This is a genomic window from Limnohabitans sp. 2KL-51 (genome assembly GCF_003063645.1).
Classification (GTDB): domain Bacteria; phylum Pseudomonadota; class Gammaproteobacteria; order Burkholderiales; family Burkholderiaceae_C; genus Limnohabitans_A.
On sequence record NZ_NESJ01000010.1, the window covers coordinates 87,798 to 105,958 of the forward strand.

An 18,161-nucleotide genomic window follows, 5' to 3' on the forward strand; every position below is an offset into this window, starting at 1 on the left:
AACCAGCGGACAACTTACCAGGAGACTCCCGCATGTTCCGTCGACACCTCATTTCCTTGGCCGCACTTGCCTTTAGTTCTATTTTGATGCCAGCCGCATGGGCCCAAGGCAAAGACATCAAGATCGCCCATATTTACAGCAAGACCGGCCCACTGGAAGCCTATGGCAAGCAAACCCAAACCGGTTTGATGATGGGCCTGAGTTACGCCACGGGCGGGACCATGGAAGTGGCTGGGCGTAAGATCGTCGTGATCGAAAAAGACGACCAAGGCAAGCCCGACCTTGGCAAGAATCTGTTGGCTGCGGCTTATGGAGACGATAAAGTGGACCTGGCAGTGGGCCCGACCGCTTCGCCGGTGGCGCTGGCCATGTTGCCAGTGGCCGAAGAGTACAAAAAGCTTTTGTTGGTAGAGCCTGCTGTGGCCGACTCGATCACGGGCGACAAGTGGAACAAATACATTTTCCGCACTGGCCGCAACAGCAGCCAAGACGCGATTGCCAATGCCGTGGCTGTTGACAAGGACGGTGTGAGCATCGTCACCATGGCGCAAGACTCTGCTTTTGGCCGTGACGGCGTCAAAGCCTTTAAGGACTCGGTCAAAAAAGCCAAGCTGGTGCATGAAGAGTACCTGCCGCCAGCCACTACCGACTTTACCGCCGGTGCACAGCGCATGATCGACAAGCTCAAGGCCCTGCCTGGCCGCAAGATCATTTTCATCATCTGGGCCGGTGGCAACCCCTTCAAGATCGCCGACATGGACTTGAAGCGCCACGGCATTGAGATTGCCACGGGCGGCAACATCCTGCCCGCCATGGTGGCGTACAAACAGTTTCCCGGCATGGAGGGCGCGGCTTACTACTATTTTGGCATGCCCAAAAACCCGGTGAACGACGCCATGGTGGCCTCGCACTACCAGCAGTTCAAGTCGCCCCCTGACTTCTTCACAGCCGGTGGGTTCTCAGCCGCCATGGCTTTGGTCACGGCATTGAAGAAAACCAATGGCGACACCAACACCAACAAGCTGATCAGCACCATGGAAGGCATGAGTTTTGACACACCCAAAGGCAAGATGACCTTCCGCAAGGAAGACCACCAAGCCATGCAGAGCATGTACCACTTCAAGATCAAGATAGATCCGGCTTTTGCCTGGGGCGTGCCTGAACTGATCCGCGAGATCAAGCCCGAAGAGATGAACGTGCCGATCCGCAACAAACGCTGATCGGGTTCGTTTCGGTGGCGTGGCGTTTTTTTTGGATTGCCACACCCACGCAAGCGCTTTGTCGCGATGACTGTGCTTGTCGTTTGGGCGCGTAGGTCGGTGGCTTTAGCCCCGACATGGTGGTGAAGTGGAGGCACCTGTCGGGGCTGAAGCCGCCGACCTACAAAAATCCATTCCTGTTGCATCGGCGGGTTCTTCTACTTTTAAATTGATCACATGCTTGAAACCCAAAACCTCACGGTGCGGTTTGGCGGTCATGTGGCCGTGAATGCGGTGTCATGCCGCTTTGAACCCGGCACGCTCACGGCCATCGTTGGCCCCAACGGGGCAGGAAAAACGACCTACTTCAACCTGATCTCGGGGCAGTTGCCTGTGACCTCAGGCGCGGTGCATCTGAGCGGCCGTGAGCTGACGGGCCTCAGCGCTTCGGCGCGGACCCGCGCTGGCTTGGGCAGGGCGTTTCAGTTGACCAATTTGTTCCCCAACTTGTCGGTCCTCGAAAACGTTCGCCTTGCCGTTCAGGCCACGAAAGAGGGCGCACACCGCCGTGGCCTAAACCTGTGGAGCATCTGGAGCGACCATACGCAGCTCACGAACCGCGCTTTGGAGATTTTGCAATCCGTGTCGATGAGCGCGCAGCAAGACGCCTCGGTGGCCAGCCTGCCGCATGGCGACCAGCGCAAGCTCGAGGTGGCGCTGCTCATGGCGCTGGAGCCGTCGGTTTACATGTTTGACGAGCCCACCGCAGGCATGAGCCACGATGAAGCCCCGGTGATCCTCGATTTGATTCGCCAGTTGAAAAAAGACAAGAGCAAAACCATCTTGCTGGTCGAGCACAAGATGGACGTTGTGCGTGAACTGGCCGACCGCATCATCGTGCTGCACAACGGCACGCTGGTGGCCGATGGCGAGCCCAATGAGGTGATTGCATCGCCTATCGTGCAAGAGGCTTACATGGGTAAAGCGAAGGTGCTCGCATGAACAAGCCTGGCTTGAACACGAATTTGCTGACCCTCGAAGGCGTGCACACGCACATCGGTGCTTACCACATCCTGCACGGGGTTGACTTGTTTGTTCCGCGTGGCGAGCTCACATTGCTTTTGGGCCGCAACGGCGCGGGCAAGACCACCACGCTGCGCACCATCATGGGCCTGTGGCCCGCCTCGCAAGGGCGAATCTGTTTTGGCGATGAAGACATCACCCAGTTCAAAACACCTGCCATTGCGCAAAAAAGCATCGCCTATGTGCCTGAAAACATGGGCATCTTCTCGGACCTGACCGTGAAGGAAAACATGCTGCTGGCCGCACGCAGCGTTCAGCATGCGGCGCAGATGGACGAAGCGCGGCTGCAGTGGATTTTTAAACTCTTCCCGGCGGTGGAGAAATTCTGGAACCATCCGGCGGGCAAGCTCTCGGGCGGACAAAAACAGATGTTGGCCGTGTCGCGGGCGATTGTGGAGCCGCGTGATTTGCTGATCATCGATGAGCCGAGCAAGGGACTGGCTCCAGCCATCATTCAGAACATGATCGAAGCCTTTCAACAACTGAAGGCCAGCGGCGTGACGATTTTGCTGGTGGAGCAAAACATCCACTTCGCCCAGCAGTTGGGTGACACCGTGGCAGTGATGGACAACGGCCGGGTGGTGCATGCGGGTCGCATGCAGGCCTTGGCCGAGGACACAGCTTTGCAGCAATCCTTGTTGGGGCTGGCTTTATGAATCTATTCCAAGACGTGGACATCCGTCCTTTGCTGCTCGTGCCGGTGCTGGCCTTGCTGGCGTTTCCCTTGATTGGCTCGGGCTCAACCTGGCTAACGCTCACGGTGGCGGGTCTGGCCATGGGCATGATCATTTTCATCATGGCTTCGGGCCTGACGCTGGTGTTTGGCCTGATGGATGTGCTGAACTTTGGCCATGGTCTGTTCATTGCCCTGGGCGCTTTTGTGGCCACCAGTGTGCTGGGCGCCATGGGCGACTGGACCGGCTCGGGCGAGTGGTGGCGCAACATGTTGGCGGTGCTGCCCGCGATGCTGATTGCCATGGCCGTTGCTGCGGCCGTGGGCTTGGCTTTTGAGCGGTTCATTGTGCGGCCTGTGTATGGCCAGCACCTCAAGCAAATTTTGATCACCATGGGCGGCATGATCATTGGCGAGGAACTCATCAAGGTCATCTGGGGGCCGCTGCAGATTGCCTTGCCTCTGCCCGAGGCCATGCGGGGTTCGGTGTTGTGGGGAGAAGCCGCCATTGAAAAATACCGATTGCTGGCGGTGGTGGTGGGATTGGCGGTGTTGGCGGTGCAGATGTGGGTGCTCGGACGCACCAAGATCGGCCTGTTGATCCGTGCAGGCGTTCAGGACCGCGAGATGGTCGAGTCGCTGGGCTACCGCATTCAACGTCTGTTTGTGGGCGTGTTCGTGGTGGGCAGTGCGCTGGCGGGCTTGGGCGGCGTGATGTGGGGCCTGTACCAGCAGAACGTGGTGCCGCAAATGGGCGCGCAGGTCAACGTGCTGATTTTCATCGTCATCATCATCGGCGGGCTAGGCTCGACCGGCGGGGCGCTGATCGGAGCCTTGCTGGTGGGTCTGATGGCCAACTACACCGGCTTTTTGGCGCCCAAGGTGGCGCTGTTTTCCAACATCGCGCTGATGGCGGCGATTTTGCTGTGGCGTCCGCAGGGGGTCTACCCCGTGGCCAACCGCTAAAAGGGCAGGGCATGTTGAACCGTTTGATCTCCAACGACCAGCCGCGCAGCCGTTTGCTCGCTGCGGTGCTGATTTTGATTTTGTTGGGCCTGGCCTTTGCACCGTTTTTATTTCCGGGGGTCAAGGCCTTGTCGGTAGCGGCCAAGGTGCTGATTTTTGTGGTGCTCGTGGTCGGTTTTGATTTGCTGCTGGGCTATACCGGCATCGTGAGTTTTGCCCACACCATGTTCTTTGGCATTGGGGCGTATGGCATCGCGATCTCGTCGAACACCTGGGGGCCAACCTGGGGTGCCATCGGCTTGGGTTTTGCGCTGTCCTTGGGGGTCACGCTTGTTTTTTCTTTGGCCATTGGCTTGTTTTCGCTGCGGGTGCGGGCGATCTTTTTCGCCATGATCACGCTCGCCGTGGCCGCAGCTTTCCAGACGCTGGCCTCCCAGTTGTCGGACTTTACGGGGGGAGAAGATGGCTTGAGTTTCAAGGTGCCCGAACTCTTGTCGCCGGGCACCGAGTTCAGCGATGAACCGTTTTTAGGCGTGTCCCTTGACGGGCGTTTGCTGTCTTATTACCTGCTGTTTTTGCTGGCTTTGGGCATGCTGCTGGCCATGCTGCGCATCGTTAACTCGCCGTTTGGGCGGGTATTGCAGGCCATCCGCGAAAACGAGTTCCGTGCAGAGGCGATTGGTTACCGGGTGGTGGTGTACCGCACGCTGTCGAGCGTGCTGTCGGCCTTGTTCGCTTGTGTGGCCGGGGCCATGCTGGCGCTTTGGCTGCGCTACAACGGACCCGACACTTCGCTGAGTTTTGAAATCATGATGGACGTGCTTTTGATCGTGGTGATCGGCGGCATGGGCACGGTGTATGGCGCGGCCATTGGCTCGGTGCTGTTTTTGTTGGCACAAAGCTATTTACAAGACCTGTTGCGTCTGGCCAGTGAAGCGGCTGCGGCCTGGCCTTTGTTGTCGGCCTTGTTGTCGCCCGACCGCTGGTTGTTGTGGCTGGGCTTGCTGTTTGTGCTGTCGGTGTACTACTTTCCCACGGGCGTGGTGGGGCGATTGCGCACACGCGCTGCCTTGAGGCTGTCTTCCCCAAAGCCGGGCCTGGAGGATGCTTCATGAGCTTCACGTCCCAATACGTTCAATGCGCCGGGCTGGAAATCCATTACACCGATTGGGGCAAGGCCGAAAAAGGCACGGTGATCGCCTGGCACGGCTTGGCCCGCACGGGCCGCGACATGGACGAGTTGGCCGCGCACCTGAGCGCACGTGGCTGGCGCGTGATTTGCCCCGACACGGTGGGGCGCGGCCTGTCGCAGTGGAGTGTCGACCCTGAAAACGAATATTGCCTGGCCTTTTACGCGCGCCTGGCGCGTGAGCTGATGGACGGCCTGCAACTGCGGACGGTGCATTGGGTGGGCACCTCGATGGGCGGGGCGATTGGCATGGTGTGCGCCGCAGGCCTTGCAGAGCCCATCCTCAAGCACCGTATTTTGAGTTTGACGTTAAACGACAACGCCCCCGAGTTGGCGTCTGCAGCCATTGAGCGAATCAAGACCTACGCGGGCAGCCCGCCGAGCTTTGCCACGGTGACAGAGCTGGAGGCTTTTTTGCGGCAGGTTTACCAGCCCTTTGGTTGGCTCAGTGAGGCGCAATGGCGTCGCCTGACCGAGACCTCGGTGCGCCGCCTGCCCAATGGCCGCATCACACCGCATTACGACCCGGCCATGGCTTTGCAGCTCACGGCTCACCCTGACGATTACCTGATCTGGCAGCACTATGACGCCCTGAATCTGCCCGTGCTGCTGCTGCGCGGGGTGGCGTCGGACTTGGTATTGCCCGAAACCGCTGCCGAGATGCGCCGCCGGGGTCCAGGCGCGCGCGGTTTACTCCAGCACATGGAGGTGCCAGGCTGCGGCCATGCCCCTGCGCTGAATGTGCTGCAGCAGCTGGAATGGGTGACCGATTTCATCGAGTCTGTGTGAACAACGGACGAAGCTCCCGGCGCATGGGTGTTTTCACTCTGTTTCTGGGCAGGAGAAGCCCGCAAAATAGAGGGATTGTTTTTTTGGAGAAACCCATGCAGGCGTTCAAAATTTTGCCCTTGTTGGCCCTGATGGCGAGCAGCGTTCAAGCCCAAAACCGCGAGGTCAACATCATCTGCTCGGCGCAAGCCGCTTGGTGCAGCATGATCGCGGTCACTTTCGAGAAAAGCCAGGGCATCAAGGTCAACATGACGGCCAAGGGTTCGGGCGAGGCTATTGCCCAACTGGCCGCTGAAAAAGCCAACCCCAAGACCGACATCTGGTTTGGCGGCACGGGTGACCCGCACCTGCAGGCGGCCGAGCAAAACCTGAGCCTCGAATACAAATCGCCCACGCTGCCCAAGTTGCACGACTGGGCGCAAAAGCAAGCGGCCCAAGCCGGTTTCAAAACCGTGGGCATTTACTCTGGCCCGCTGGGCTTTGGCTACAACACCGAGCTGCTGGCCAAGAAAAAGCTGCCCGTGCCCAAAACCTGGGGTGACCTGCTCAAGCCCGAGTACAAAGGCGAAATCCAGTCGGCCAACCCGGCGTCCAGTGGCACGGCTTACACCATGATCGCCACCTTGGTGCAGCTCATGGGCGAAGAGAAAGCTTTTGAGTATCTCAAGGGCCTGCACAAAAACATCGGCACTTACACCCGCTCGGGTACCGGCCCCATCAAGGCGGTGGCGCGGGGCGAAACGGCCGTGTCCATCAGCTTTGTGCACGACGGCCCCGGTGAAAAAGCCCAAGGCTTTCCCATCGAAACCATCACCCCGGCCGATGGCACAGGGGCCGAAATTGGTTCCATGTCCATCGTGCGCGGCAGCCGCAATCTGGAGGCTGCCAAAAAGTTTTACGAGTGGGCCTTGACCCCGGCGGCGCAAGAGTTGGCTGCGGCCACTTTGCAGTTCCAGCTGCCTTCGCACAAAGAGGCCAAGGTGGACCCGCGTGTGCCGGACTTCCGCAAGATCAAGATGATCAATTACGACTACGCCAAATACGGCCAGACGGCCGAGCGCCGCCGCCTGATCCAGCGCTGGGAAAAAGAAGTCAATTCGCTGCCGCGCTGAGTGAAAGACTGAGATGAATCCAGCGTTGCGTTTGCAGCGCGCTTTGCAAGGGTGGGTCCTTTTGGGCTTGCTCAGCTTTGCGCTGCTGCCTTGGTATTTTTTGCAGCAAACGTCCCTCATGGCGGCCTTGCCCGGCGTCTGGGCTGGGGCCGAAACGGCCAGCGGCTGGGCGCAGGCCTTGCAACATGGGCGGCCTTGGTTGTGGTCAGCTGCGCTGGGCTTGGGCGGCTGCGCCTTGGCGGTCATGCGGCCCTGGCCTGCCCGCCAGCAAGGTGCCCTGTTGTTGCTGGGCAGCTTGACGGGCTTGATGGGGCTGCTGGGCAGTGGTTTTGCCATTGGGGCCACGGGCTGGGCTTTTGCAGCGCTGGAATCGGTGTGGGGCGCTTTGCCGGTTGGCCAGTACGGCATGGGCTGGGGGGCCGCGTTGGTACTGCTCAGCTTGTTGGTGCTTTTGGGCGCTGCGCTGGCGCGTTTGGGCGGTTTTCGGGGCGATGTGTTTGTCGCCGCAGCGGTGGTCGGCTGCACGGCGCTGCTGGTGCTGTTTGTGGTGTACCCGGTCCTGCGTTCCTTGGTGGCGGCCTGGGTGGACGATGCGGGCACTTATGCCTGGACGCATCTGTTTGAGCGCGTGGCCACCGAGCGGGTTTGGGGCTTGGGCTGTGTGTCAGGCGAAGGCCGCTGCGGCGTGGCTTGGAACACCCTGTGGCTGGCTTTCTTCACCGCCACTGGTACCACCATCATGGGCACTTTGCTGGCCTTGTGGGCCGAGCGTGGCGGCACGCGATTGTCCAAACCGCTCAACATTTTGGCCATGCTGCCCATCATCACGCCGCCCTTTGTGGTGGGGCTGGGCTTGATCTTGTTGTTTGGCCGTGCGGGCTTGTTCAACCAAGGGTTGGAGTGGGCCTTTGGCATCGAGCCGGGGCGTTGGTTTTATGGCGTGTTTGGCATCTGGTTGGCACAGATGTTTGCCTTCACCCCCATTGCTTTCTTGATCATGCGTGGCGTGGTGCAGGGCGTGAGCCCCAGCATGGAGGAGGCCGCACAAACCCTGCGCGCCAGCCGCATGAAAACATTCTGGACAGTGACGCTGCCCCTCCTCAAGCCCGGTCTGGCCAATGCCTTTTTGGTGGGTTTCATTGAAAGCATGGCCGATTTCGGCAACCCGATCATTTTGGGCGGGCAGTACGCGGTGCTGTCTACGGAGATCTTTTTTGCCATTGTGGGCGCAGCGCTCGACCCTGGCATGGCGGCAGCGCTGGCCCTCGTGCTCACCAGTTTTGCGCTGGCGGTCTTTTTGGTGCAGCGCCGGGTACTCTCGGGCAGCAGTTTCACCACCGTCTCGGGCAAGGGCGATGCGGGCGTGGCCATGGCGTTGCCGTCTGCGGTGCTGCGTGTGTGCCGCAGCGTGGCGGGGCCTTGGTTGTTTTTCACACTGGTGGTGTACCTGTTTGCGTTTACGGGCGGCTTTGTGCAGACCTGGGGGCGCGACTTCACGTTCACGCTGGTGCATTTTAAGACCGCGTTTGACGTGCAGCAGGGCGAGTTTGGCTGGGTGTTTGCGGGCACAGCCTGGAAGTCGCTCTTCACCACGCTCAGCTTGTCGGCCATGGCCGCGCCCATTTGTGCGGGCGTTGGCTTGCTGATCGCATGGTTGCTGGCCCGCACCGAGTTCCGGGGCAAAGCGGCGTTCGAGTTCTCGGCGCTTTTGACCTTTGCCATTCCGGGTACGGTGCTGGGCGTGAGCTACATCCTGGCCTTCAACGTGCCGCCGGTGGAACTGACCGGCACCGGCTTGGTCATTGTGCTGTGCTTTGTGTTCCGCAATTTGCCGGTAGGCGTTCGGGCGGGCACGGCGGCTTTTAAGCAATTGGACCGGTCTTTGGACGAAGCCTCGCAAATGTTGCGCGCAAGCACTTTGACCACGCTGCGCCGGGTGGTGTTGCCCCTGCTCAAACCCGCGCTGGTGGCAGCGCTGGTCTACAGCTTTGTGCGCTCCATGACCACGGTATCGGCGGTGATTTTTTTGGTCACCGCGCAATACGAGCTGGCCACGACCTACATCATTGGCCGCGTGGGCAATGGCGACTACGGCGTAGCGCTGGCTTACTGCACGGTGCTGATGGTGCTCATGTCCGTCATCACCTGGGGCATTCAAAAGCTGGTGGGTGAGCGACAGCTGGGGCGGCGTGCTTCTGCGGTCACACCGGTTTGAAACAAGGATTCATTGTGATGGGCATTCAATTCAAACAAGTCACCAAACGCTATGGCGGCCGCGCTTCGCCGCTGGTGGTGCAGGGTATCGATTTTGTCGTGCCCAAGGGCAGCTTGACCACGATTCTGGGGCCGTCGGGCTGCGGCAAAACCACCACCTTGCGCATGATCGCGGGGTTGGAAGCGCCCTCTGGTGGGCAGATCCTTATCGATGGCGTGGATGTGACGCACCTGGGTCCGTCCGAGCGCAATGTGAGCATGGTGTTTCAAAGTTATGCGCTGTTCCCGCACATGAACGTGATCGAGAACGTGCGCTACGGGCTGGACGTGAGCGGTGTGGACAAGAGCGAAGCTCAAGAGCGCGCGCTCAAAAGTCTGGCTCTGGTGGGGCTGGCGGGCTACGAAAAACGCTTGCCCAGCGAGTTGTCTGGAGGCCAGCAGCAACGCGTGGCCTTGGCCCGCGCCTTGGTGCTTGAGCCCTCAGTCTTGCTGTTTGACGAGCCGTTGTCCAACCTGGATGCGCGGTTGCGCCGCTCCATGCGCGACGAGATCCGTCAGTTGCAGCAGCGCCTTGGCCTGACGGTGGCCTATGTCACGCACGACCAGAACGAAGCCCTGGCTGTGAGCGACCAGATCATCGTGATGGAAGCCGGACGTATTGCACAAGCGGGTACGCCGCAAGACATGTACGAGCGCCCGACCTCTGCTTTTGTGGCCGGTTTCATGGGAGAAGCGGTGCTGTTTGATGGGCAGTCGCTCAGCGATGGCACGGTGCAGTTGGGGCCTTTGCGGGTGGTGCCACGCCACGCGGTGGCCCCTGGGGCGGTGCGTGCAGCCGTGCGCCCCGAGGCCTGGCTGGTGGGGCGAGAACTTTCGGATGGAGAAATCTTGCCCGACCTTTTGTCGGCCACGCTCACCCAGTGGTCTTATCTGGGTAGTTTTGTTGAGTTGAGCTTTGACACGGTCTTGGGCGCAGTCTTTGTGGTCTCGCCTGAGGTCGCGCGCGACTGGCAGGTCGGACAGGTGCTGGCCTTGGGTTTGCCTGTCAGTGGTGTGACTGTGGTGGCCCTGTGAAGTAGAGCAAAGCCATGGTCAAGATGTGGTGTTCGATTTGGGCGGCGTGGTGTTCCGATGGCAGCCTCTGGTTTTGTTGCAGGAGTTGCTTCCGACGCGGGCGCCCAACGAGACGGAGGCCAGCAAATGGGCGAGTGCGATTCTTCAGATCCTTCACCCCGAGGGCTATTGGGCTTTGTTCGATCTGCGACTGACAGAGCCTGACCCACTGGCCCAGCGCACCAGTCTGGCGGAGTCCGACTTGCGGTACTTGATCGCCAACATTCCCGCACACCTGTGGCCCATTCCAGGAACGGCGGGCGGACTGCCCTGGTGCTCAAGTCCAATGTCCTGTCCTTTCCAGCTCGGAACTGTTTGTCAGTCAGCTGAGCGCTGCTTCACAAGCCGGGTGAACAGCTTGTGCTCGCAAGCGGGGTCGCTGCAGTCGTTGCATTGCCAAACGCTGCGGCCCTGGTTGATCGCGAACTGGCCTTGCTCACGGATGTGTTGTGCGGATGCATCCTCGCCCTCCAAACCCAGAGCCAGCAAGGCGTTGTTCAAGCGCTGTGGCCCTTGGCCATACACTACCCGATAGGGCATGCCTGAGTGCTCCAGCGCTTGCCGAACCAAGGTGTCGACCGAGCCGCGCACTTGGGGACCGTCACGTTGCAGGCCGTCCGCCACCCAAGGCAGGTCCAGGCCCATGACCAAGGTGATGTCGTACAGGGCCTGGTGTGCCAAAGCCATGGGGTAGAGACTCTCGTCATCAAACAGAAGATGGCTGTAGACGGCGGTCATCAGGGGTGTGGTGTCAGACAACAGCCAGGTGTCGGGCGCTGGCTGGCTCAGTGGATGCGCGGCATCGGCTTGCTGCTGCGCGATGGCCATTTGCTCGTGCCGCAGTGGGGTACGCCCAGAACGGTCGCACCAGTGACGCAGCACTTCGTCCACCGTGCGCACACCTTGGCCGCGTGTACGCAAAACCCCGGCCAATGCCTGAGTAAGCCAAGTTTTTCCGGTGCTTTCGGCACCTACCAAGGAGATGCGTAGGGGTTTCATGGCTCTGAAGGCAACAACCCAATGGGTTGATTGCTCATTTTGCGATCTGCACGAAAATTTCGTTGGCCTTGACCATGCCCAGTTCCTGTCTAGCCCTTTCCTCAACCATGTTCAGACCTTCTTTGAGGTCGTTGACTTCGGCGCTCAGTTGATCCATGCGGCGACGTGCTTCTTCGTTGGCCTGTTTTTGCTGCGCCAGCTCTTGGCGCAACTCACTCACATGCGGCAGGCTGCCCGGTCCGAACCACAATTGGGCTTGCACGATCGCCAGCAAGGCGAACAGCAGGATCGGAACCAGGCGGTAGCCCATGGCAGCCTTGTTTTAGCGCAGGTTGTAAAACGCAGAGCGGCCAGGGTACACCGCCACTTCGCCCAGGTCTTCTTCGATGCGCAGCAGCTGGTTGTACTTGGCCATGCGGTCTGAGCGGCTCATAGAGCCGGTCTTGATCTGACCCGCATTCAGGCCCACGGCGATGTCGGCGATGGTACTGTCTTCGGTTTCGCCCGAGCGGTGTGAGATGACGGCGGTATAGCCGGCGCGCTTGGCCATCTCGATGGCTGCAAAGGTTTCGGTCAGGGTACCGATTTGGTTGATCTTGATCAGGATCGAGTTGGCGATGCCTTTGTCGATGCCTTCCTTGAAGATTTTGGTGTTGGTCACGAACAGGTCGTCACCGACGATTTGCACGTTTTTGGCCAAGCGTTCGGTCAGCACCTTCCAGCCATCCCAGTCGTTTTCGGCCATACCATCTTCGATGCTGATGATGGGGTACTTGTCGCACCAGGTAGCCAGCATGTCGGTCCATTGTTCGGCGCTCAGTTCCAGGCCTTCACCGGACAATTTGTACATGCCGTCTTTGTAGAACTCGCTGGCGGCGCAATCGAGGCCAATGGCGATTTGCTCACCAGGTGTGTAGCCCGCAGCCGTGATGGCATCCAGCACCATCTGGATGGCCGCTTCGTGGCTGTCGACGTTGGGGGCAAAGCCGCCTTCGTCGCCCACGGCAATGCTCATGCCCTTGTCGTGGATGATCTTCTTGAGCGCATGGAACACTTCGGCACCCCAGCGCACAGCTTCACGGAACGACGGTGCGCCCACGGGAATGATCATGAACTCTTGTAAGTCCAGGTTGTTGTTGGCGTGCGCGCCGCCGTTGATGACGTTCATCATGGGCACGGGCAATTGGTTGGCGTTCATGCCGCCAAAGTAGCGGTACAGCGGCAAGCCAGACTCTTCGGCAGCGGCACGGGCCACGGCCATGGACACGGCCAGCATGGCGTTGGCGCCCAAGCGGCTCTTGTTATCGGTGCCATCCAGGTCGATCAAGGTGCGGTCCAAAAAGGCTTGCTCGGAGGCATCCAGGCCCAACACGGCTTCGGAGATCTCGGTGTTGATGTGTTCAACCGCTTTGAGTACGCCTTTGCCCAAGTAGCGGCTCTTGTCGCCATCGCGCAGCTCGATGGCTTCGCGGCTGCCTGTGGATGCGCCGGACGGCACAGCGGCGCGCCCCATAACGCCTGATTCCAAAAGTACGTCGCATTCGACTGTGGGGTTGCCGCGGCTGTCCAAAATTTCGCGGCCGACGATATCAACGATTGCACTCATTTGGAAACTCTCTCAAAAATGAAAAATAAAACGGGGATGAACCAGCTCAAAAATCAAACGCCCTCAACGGCCACCATGCGCATGATGGCGGCACCTTCGCGTGCTTCGCGTGCTTTCAGGTATTCGGGCAGTTCGTAAAAATCTTTGGCGGCCTCGAACGATGGGAACTTTAGGACGACGATGCGCTCAGGGGCCCAGTCGCCTTCTAGCACTTGCACCTGGCCGCCGCGCACGCAAACTTCGGCACCTGCGGTTTTCATGGCGGCGGTGGACCACTTCTTGTACTCTTCGTATTGGGTGGGGTTGGTCACTTGGACGTGAGCAATGATGTAGCCGCTCATAAAAAGTCATCCTCTAAAAATGGGTTTTTCTTGGTCACAGCATCGAGCTGAACCAAAGTTTCCAGCAGTGCTCGCATTTTGCCCAGCGGCACGGCGTTGGGGCCGTCAGACCAGGCGTCAGCGGGTTTGGGGTGGGTTTCCATGAAGAGACCTGCCACACCAGCGGCCACGCCCGCACGGGCGAGCACCGGCACCATCTCGCGCGCGCCACCGCTACTGGTGCCTTGGCCGCCAGGCTTTTGCACCGAGTGGGTCACGTCAAACACCACAGGTGCGCCGGTTTTGCGCATCTCGGCCAGGCTCGTCATGTCGGCCACCAGGTTGTTGTAGCCAAAGCTCACACCGCGCTCGCAGGCCAAAAAGTTGTCTTCGGGTAAGCCAATTTCGCGTGCCGCGCTGCGGGCCTTGTCGATGACGTTTTTCATGTCCCAAGGGGCCAAGAACTGCCCCTTTTTGATGTTCACGGGCTTACCCGACTGGGCCACGGCGCGGATGAAATCGGTCTGGCGGCACAAGAAGGCGGGTGTCTGCAGCACGTCGACCACGCTGGCCACGGTTTTGACCTGTGATTCGTCGTGCACATCGGTCAGGATAGGCACGCCGATCTGGCGACGCACCTCGTCCAAAATTTTCAGGCCCGCATCCATGCCCACGCCGCGCTGGGTATTCCCTGAGGAGCGGTTGGCCTTGTCGAACGAGCCTTTGTAGATGAGAGGAATGCCCAGCGCTGAGCAAGCCTCTTTGAGGCGACCGGCCACCTCGATGGACATCTCCAGGCCTTCGATGGAGCAGGTGCCCGCGATCAAAAAGAAGGGCTGGTGTAGGCCAACGTCAAATCCGCAAAGTTTCATGGGGTGTCCTGTCAGGGGAGTACGGCCTTGGCCTGGTGCTCAATGGACGCCTTGATGAAGGCGTTGAACAGGGGGTGACCGTTCCACGGTGTGGACTTGAACTCGGGGTGAAACTGCACGCCCACATACCAAGGGTGCACGTTTTGAGGCAGCTCAACCATTTCGGTCAGTTGCTCTCGCTGGGTCAAAGCCGAGATCACCAAGCCCGCTTTGCGCAGGTCGTCCAGGTAATTGACGTTGGCTTCATACCGGTGGCGGTGTCGTTCTGTGACCACGTCACCATAGATCTGGTGGGCCAATGTGCCCTTGGCGACGTCAGAGCTTTGCGCGCCCAAGCGCATGGTGCCGCCCAAGTCCGAGTTGGCATCACGCACCTGGATGGAGCCGTCAGCGTCTTTCCATTCGTTGATCAGGGCGATCACAGGGAAGGGCGTCTCAGGTTCGAACTCGGTGCTGTTGGCGTCTTTCATGCCGGCCACATGGCGGGCGTATTCGATGGTGGCGACCTGCATGCCCAGGCAGATGCCCAGATAAGGCACTTGGTGGGTGCGGGCGAATTGCGCGGTTTCGATCTTGCCTTCCACGCCGCGCTTACCAAAACCGCCAGGTACCAGCACGCCATCGTAATGGGCCAAGCTGGCCACGGTTTCTGGGGTGATGGTTTCGGAGTCGATGTGCTCGATCTTCACGCGCACATGGTTGCGCATGCCGGCATGGCGCAGCGCTTCGTTGACCGATTTGTAACTGTCCGAGAGTTCCACGTATTTGCCCACCATGGCAATCGTCACTTCGCCTTGTGGGTGCTCGGTGTCGTGGACCAAATCGTCCCAGCGTTTGAGGTTGGCCGGTGGTGTGCTCAGGCGCAGTTTGTCGCAAATCAGGCCGTCCAGGCCCTGTTCGTGCAGCACGCGGGGCACTTTGTAAATGGTGTCCACGTCGGGCATGGAAATCACGCCCCAGCTTTGCACGTTGGTAAAAAGTGAGATTTTGTCACGCTCATCGTCCGGAATGTAGCGGTCTGCGCGGCACAGCAGTGCATCGGGCTGGATGCCGATTTCGCGCAGTTTTTGCACCGTGTGTTGTGTGGGCTTGGTCTTGAGTTCGCCCGCTGCCGCGATCCAGGGCACGTAGGTCAGGTGTACAAAGGCGGTGTTGTTGGGCCCCAGGCGCAAACTGAGCTGTCGCACGGCTTCCAAAAAAGGCAAAGATTCGATGTCGCCCACCGTGCCGCCGATCTCGACGATGGCGACATCGACCGCTTCGGGGGTGCCGTAGCCCGCCCCGCGCTTGACGAAGTCCTGGATTTCGTTGGTGACGTGTGGGATGACCTGTACAGTTTTGCCCAGGTAGTCGCCACGGCGCTCTTTTTCCAACACGCTTTTGTAAATTTGGCCGGTCGTGAAGTTGTTGGCCTTCTTCATTCGGGTGTTGATGAAGCGCTCGTAGTGGCCCAGGTCCAGGTCGGTTTCTGCGCCGTCATCGGTCACAAACACCTCGCCATGCTGGATCGGCGACATGGTGCCGGGGTCCACATTGAGGTAGGGGTCGAGTTTGATGAGGGTGACAGACAGGCCGCGAGATTCAAGAAGTGCGGCGAGCGATGCGGAGGCGATTCCCTTGCCCAGGGAAGACACCACACCGCCGGTGACGAAGACGAATTTGGTCATGTCCAAGACGGGAGCTTTCAGCCCCCGGTAGGTGGAAATCGTGATTATAGACAGTCACGTCTGCTACATTTCCACGCATGAGCACATTGGCTGGAAAACACATCGTTCTGGGCTTGTCGGGCGGCATCGCGGCCTTCAAGTCAGCAGAACTCTGCCGCGCCTTGGTCAAGGCGGGCGTGACGGTGCAGGTCGTGATGACCGAGGCGGCCGAGCACTTTATGACGGCCGTGACCCTGCAAGCCCTGTCGGGCCGCCCGGTTTACACCTCGCAGTGGGACCCGCGCGAGGCCAACAACATGGCCCACATCAACCTGAGCCGTGAGGCCGATGCGATTGTGGTGGCTCCGGCCAGCGCCGATTTTCTGTCCAAGCTGCTGCACGGTGGCGCCGATGAGTTGCTGAGCCTCATGTGCCTGGCCCGTCCACTCGACAAAGTGCCCTTGATTGTGGCCCCGGCTATGAACCGCGAAATGTGGAATAACCCGGCCACGCAGCGCAATGTGGCCCAACTCAAAGCCGACGGTATTCATGTGCTGGATGTGGGGCAGGGCGACCAAGCCTGCGGCGAAACCGGCGACGGACGCATGCTCGAAGCCGATGAAATTCTGGAAGACCTGGAGGCGTTTTTCACGCCCAAGTTCATGGCAGGCAAGTCGGTGTTGGTGACTGCAGGACCCACTTACGAGGCCATCGATCCGGTGCGCGGCATCACCAATTTGTCGAGCGGCAAGATGGGCTTTGCCATTGCGCGTGCGGCCCGCATGGCTGGGGCCAATGTGACCCTGATTGCAGGCCCGGTGAGCCTGGCCACGCCCCGAGGCGTCAAACGCGTGAACGTGCGCTCCGCCCGCGACATGCTGCAAGCCGTCCAGGCCCATGTGCCAGATCAAGGGGTGTTTGTGGCTACGGCGGCGGTGGCGGACTGGCGACCGGCTAATTCGGCCGACCAGAAAATCAAAAAAGACGGCTCAGGGCAGACGCCCGAGCTGAGCTTTGTGGAGAACCCCGACATCTTGGCCACCGTGGCCCAGTCGGCAGCGGCGCAAAAGGGCGAGCTGTTTTGCGTCGGCTTTGCCGCCGAAAGCCACGACCTGTTGGCTCACGCCACCGCCAAGCGACTGCGCAAGCAAGTGCCACTTATTGTGGGCAACATCGGTCCGGCTACTTTTGGGCAAGACGACAACGCCTTGCTGCTGGTGGACGAGCAAGGCGCTCGGGAGCTGCCGCAGGCCAGCAAGCAGGTGCTGGCCGTTCAACTCATTGAAGACATTGCCCGGCGACTGGGCTGAGAACAAGAATGACCATGACCATGACCATGAACCTCGACGTCAAAATTCTCGATGCGCGCATCGCCGCACAAATGCCCCATTACGCGACCCCTGGCAGCGCAGGTTTGGATCTGCGCGCGTGCCTGGATGCGCCGCTCACCTTGGCACCCAATGCTTGGCAGCTGGTGCCCACGGGCCTGGCGATCCACCTCAAGGACCCTGGTTACGCGGCCATGTTGCTGCCGCGTTCTGGCTTGGGCCACAAGCACGGCATCGTGCTGGGCAATCTGGTGGGTTTAATTGACAGCGATTACCAAGGGCAGTTGATGATCAGCGCCTGGAACCGCAGTGACGTGGCGTTCACCATTGAACCCATGGAGCGCATCGCTCAGATGGTGATCGTGCCCGTGGTGCAAGCCACGTTCAACGTGGTCAATGAATTTGCTGCACCCAGCGAACGTGGCGAAGGCGGTTACGGCTCGACCGGCAAAAAATAAGCGCCTTGATGGCGCTGTTAAAGAGGGGTCAGTGCAGCGTGGGCGGCGTCAGTTTGCCCTCATCGCCGACTTCAATCTTGAAAAATCCCGTGCCGCAGCTGCCACTGCCCACTTCTTCCTCAGTAGGCTCGCGCACCCATTCCACTTTCAAGCTCAAGCGCAGCGCGATGCCCGACAGCGGGTGGTTGGCGTCCAGCACCACATGCTCGGGGTAGATTTCGGTCACGGTGTAAAGCGCGTTGCGTGGTGCGTCGGGGTTACAGCCTTCGGGCAGAGCGGTGCCTTCGATGGTGAGGCCGGGCTCTAGCCCTTCGGGAAAGAGGGCCAGCGGCTCCAGAAACAGCAGCGCTTCGTTGAAGTCGCCAAAAGCGTCTTCAGGCTCAAGGTGCAGGTCGACCTTGGCGCCTTTTTCGTGGCCTTGCAGGGCCTCTTCGATTTTTGGCAACAGGTCTTGGCCGCCAATGAAAAATTCCACGGGCTCATTCAGGGTGTCCAGAACTTCGCCCAGCGTGTCTTTGAGTGTCCAGGTCAGTGCGACCACAGAAGGTGTCTTGATTTCCATACGACAATTGTCGCAGTTTGGCGGCCACTTTT

The 18,161-nt window shown here is 59.9% G+C and carries 18 protein-coding genes; 11 read left to right on the forward strand and 7 right to left on the reverse strand.

The annotated features are described in order from the left end of the window. Positions 1–32: 32 nt before the first annotated feature. The 9 genes from B9Z49_RS12090 to B9Z49_RS12130 all read left to right on the forward strand — a co-directional run bounded on the left by B9Z49_RS12090 (position 33) and on the right by B9Z49_RS12130 (position 10,299). Complete coding sequence (locus tag B9Z49_RS12090; RefSeq protein ID WP_108353694.1) at positions 33–1,220, forward strand: substrate-binding domain-containing protein; 1,188 nt, start codon at positions 33–35, stop codon at positions 1,218–1,220. 216 nt (positions 1,221–1,436) lie between these two features. Next, positions 1,437–2,201, forward strand: a complete 765-nt coding sequence (locus tag B9Z49_RS12095) for an ABC transporter ATP-binding protein (RefSeq protein ID WP_108353695.1) — start codon at positions 1,437–1,439, stop codon at positions 2,199–2,201. Then, the gene (locus B9Z49_RS12100; RefSeq protein ID WP_199225048.1) at positions 2,198–2,938 is read left to right on the forward strand and encodes an ABC transporter ATP-binding protein; all 741 of its coding nucleotides are present in this window, start codon (positions 2,198–2,200) and stop codon (positions 2,936–2,938) included. Before B9Z49_RS12095 ends, B9Z49_RS12100 begins: the two co-directional genes overlap by 4 nt. Then, entirely contained in the window at positions 2,935–3,921 is a 987-nt protein-coding gene (locus B9Z49_RS12105) for a branched-chain amino acid ABC transporter permease (protein ID WP_108353696.1), read from the forward strand. The genes B9Z49_RS12100 and B9Z49_RS12105 overlap by 4 nt, the downstream gene beginning before the upstream one ends. Before the next feature lie 11 nt (positions 3,922–3,932). Further along, on the forward strand, positions 3,933–5,036 hold the full coding sequence (locus B9Z49_RS12110; RefSeq protein WP_108353697.1) for a branched-chain amino acid ABC transporter permease: 1,104 nt from the start codon (positions 3,933–3,935) through the stop codon (positions 5,034–5,036). Continuing rightward, positions 5,033–5,899 (forward strand): alpha/beta fold hydrolase, encoded by an 867-nt coding sequence (locus tag B9Z49_RS12115; RefSeq protein ID WP_108353698.1) that lies wholly within the window; start codon positions 5,033–5,035, stop codon positions 5,897–5,899. The genes B9Z49_RS12110 and B9Z49_RS12115 overlap by 4 nt, the downstream gene beginning before the upstream one ends. Before the next feature lie 95 nt (positions 5,900–5,994). Further along, positions 5,995–7,011 carry an ABC transporter substrate-binding protein gene (locus B9Z49_RS12120; RefSeq protein ID WP_108353699.1) on the forward strand — a complete coding sequence of 339 codons (1,017 nt, stop codon included), beginning with the start codon at positions 5,995–5,997 and terminating at the stop codon, positions 7,009–7,011. 13 nt (positions 7,012–7,024) lie between these two features. Next, positions 7,025–9,226, forward strand: coding sequence for an iron ABC transporter permease (locus tag B9Z49_RS12125; RefSeq protein ID WP_108353700.1), 2,202 nt, complete (start codon positions 7,025–7,027; stop codon positions 9,224–9,226). 17 nt (positions 9,227–9,243) lie between these two features. Continuing rightward, the gene (locus B9Z49_RS12130; RefSeq protein WP_108353701.1) at positions 9,244–10,299 is read left to right on the forward strand and encodes an ABC transporter ATP-binding protein; all 1,056 of its coding nucleotides are present in this window, start codon (positions 9,244–9,246) and stop codon (positions 10,297–10,299) included. Between the two features lie 357 nt (positions 10,300–10,656). On the opposite strand, the gene B9Z49_RS12135 is transcribed toward B9Z49_RS12130, so the two are convergent. From B9Z49_RS12135 to B9Z49_RS12160, 6 genes are read right to left on the reverse strand one after another with little or no spacing between them, the layout of a single operon-like run. Next, the gene (locus B9Z49_RS12135) at positions 10,657–11,337 is read right to left on the reverse strand and encodes an AAA family ATPase (protein WP_108353702.1); all 681 of its coding nucleotides are present in this window, start codon (positions 11,335–11,337) and stop codon (positions 10,657–10,659) included. Positions 11,338–11,371: 34 nt separating this feature from the next. After that, positions 11,372–11,647, reverse strand: a complete 276-nt coding sequence (ftsB, locus tag B9Z49_RS12140; protein WP_108353703.1) for a cell division protein FtsB — start codon at positions 11,645–11,647, stop codon at positions 11,372–11,374. Positions 11,648–11,659: 12 nt separating this feature from the next. Beyond that, on the reverse strand, positions 11,660–12,943 hold the full coding sequence (gene eno / locus B9Z49_RS12145; RefSeq protein ID WP_108353704.1) for a phosphopyruvate hydratase: 1,284 nt from the start codon (positions 12,941–12,943) through the stop codon (positions 11,660–11,662). Positions 12,944–12,996: 53 nt separating this feature from the next. Next, a complete protein-coding gene (locus tag B9Z49_RS12150; protein ID WP_108353705.1) occupies positions 12,997–13,284 on the reverse strand; it encodes a DUF1330 domain-containing protein in 288 nt (95 codons plus the stop codon). Continuing rightward, a complete protein-coding gene (gene kdsA, locus B9Z49_RS12155) occupies positions 13,281–14,135 on the reverse strand; it encodes a 3-deoxy-8-phosphooctulonate synthase (RefSeq protein WP_108353706.1) in 855 nt (284 codons plus the stop codon). The genes B9Z49_RS12150 and kdsA overlap by 4 nt, the downstream gene beginning before the upstream one ends. A gap of 11 nt (positions 14,136–14,146) precedes the next feature. Continuing rightward, positions 14,147–15,802 (reverse strand): CTP synthase, encoded by a 1,656-nt coding sequence (locus B9Z49_RS12160; RefSeq protein WP_108353707.1) that lies wholly within the window; start codon positions 15,800–15,802, stop codon positions 14,147–14,149. A gap of 77 nt (positions 15,803–15,879) precedes the next feature. Between B9Z49_RS12160 and coaBC the strand changes: the two genes are divergently transcribed. After that, entirely contained in the window at positions 15,880–17,091 is a 1,212-nt protein-coding gene (gene coaBC, locus B9Z49_RS12165) for a bifunctional phosphopantothenoylcysteine decarboxylase/phosphopantothenate--cysteine ligase CoaBC (protein WP_108353708.1), read from the forward strand. A gap of 26 nt (positions 17,092–17,117) precedes the next feature. Continuing rightward, a complete protein-coding gene (dut, locus tag B9Z49_RS12170) occupies positions 17,118–17,567 on the forward strand; it encodes a dUTP diphosphatase (RefSeq protein ID WP_108353786.1) in 450 nt (149 codons plus the stop codon). Between the two features lie 28 nt (positions 17,568–17,595). On the opposite strand, the gene B9Z49_RS12175 is transcribed toward dut, so the two are convergent. Further along, a complete protein-coding gene (locus B9Z49_RS12175; protein WP_108353787.1) occupies positions 17,596–18,129 on the reverse strand; it encodes a peptidylprolyl isomerase in 534 nt (177 codons plus the stop codon). Between the last annotated feature and the right edge of the window lie 32 nt (positions 18,130–18,161).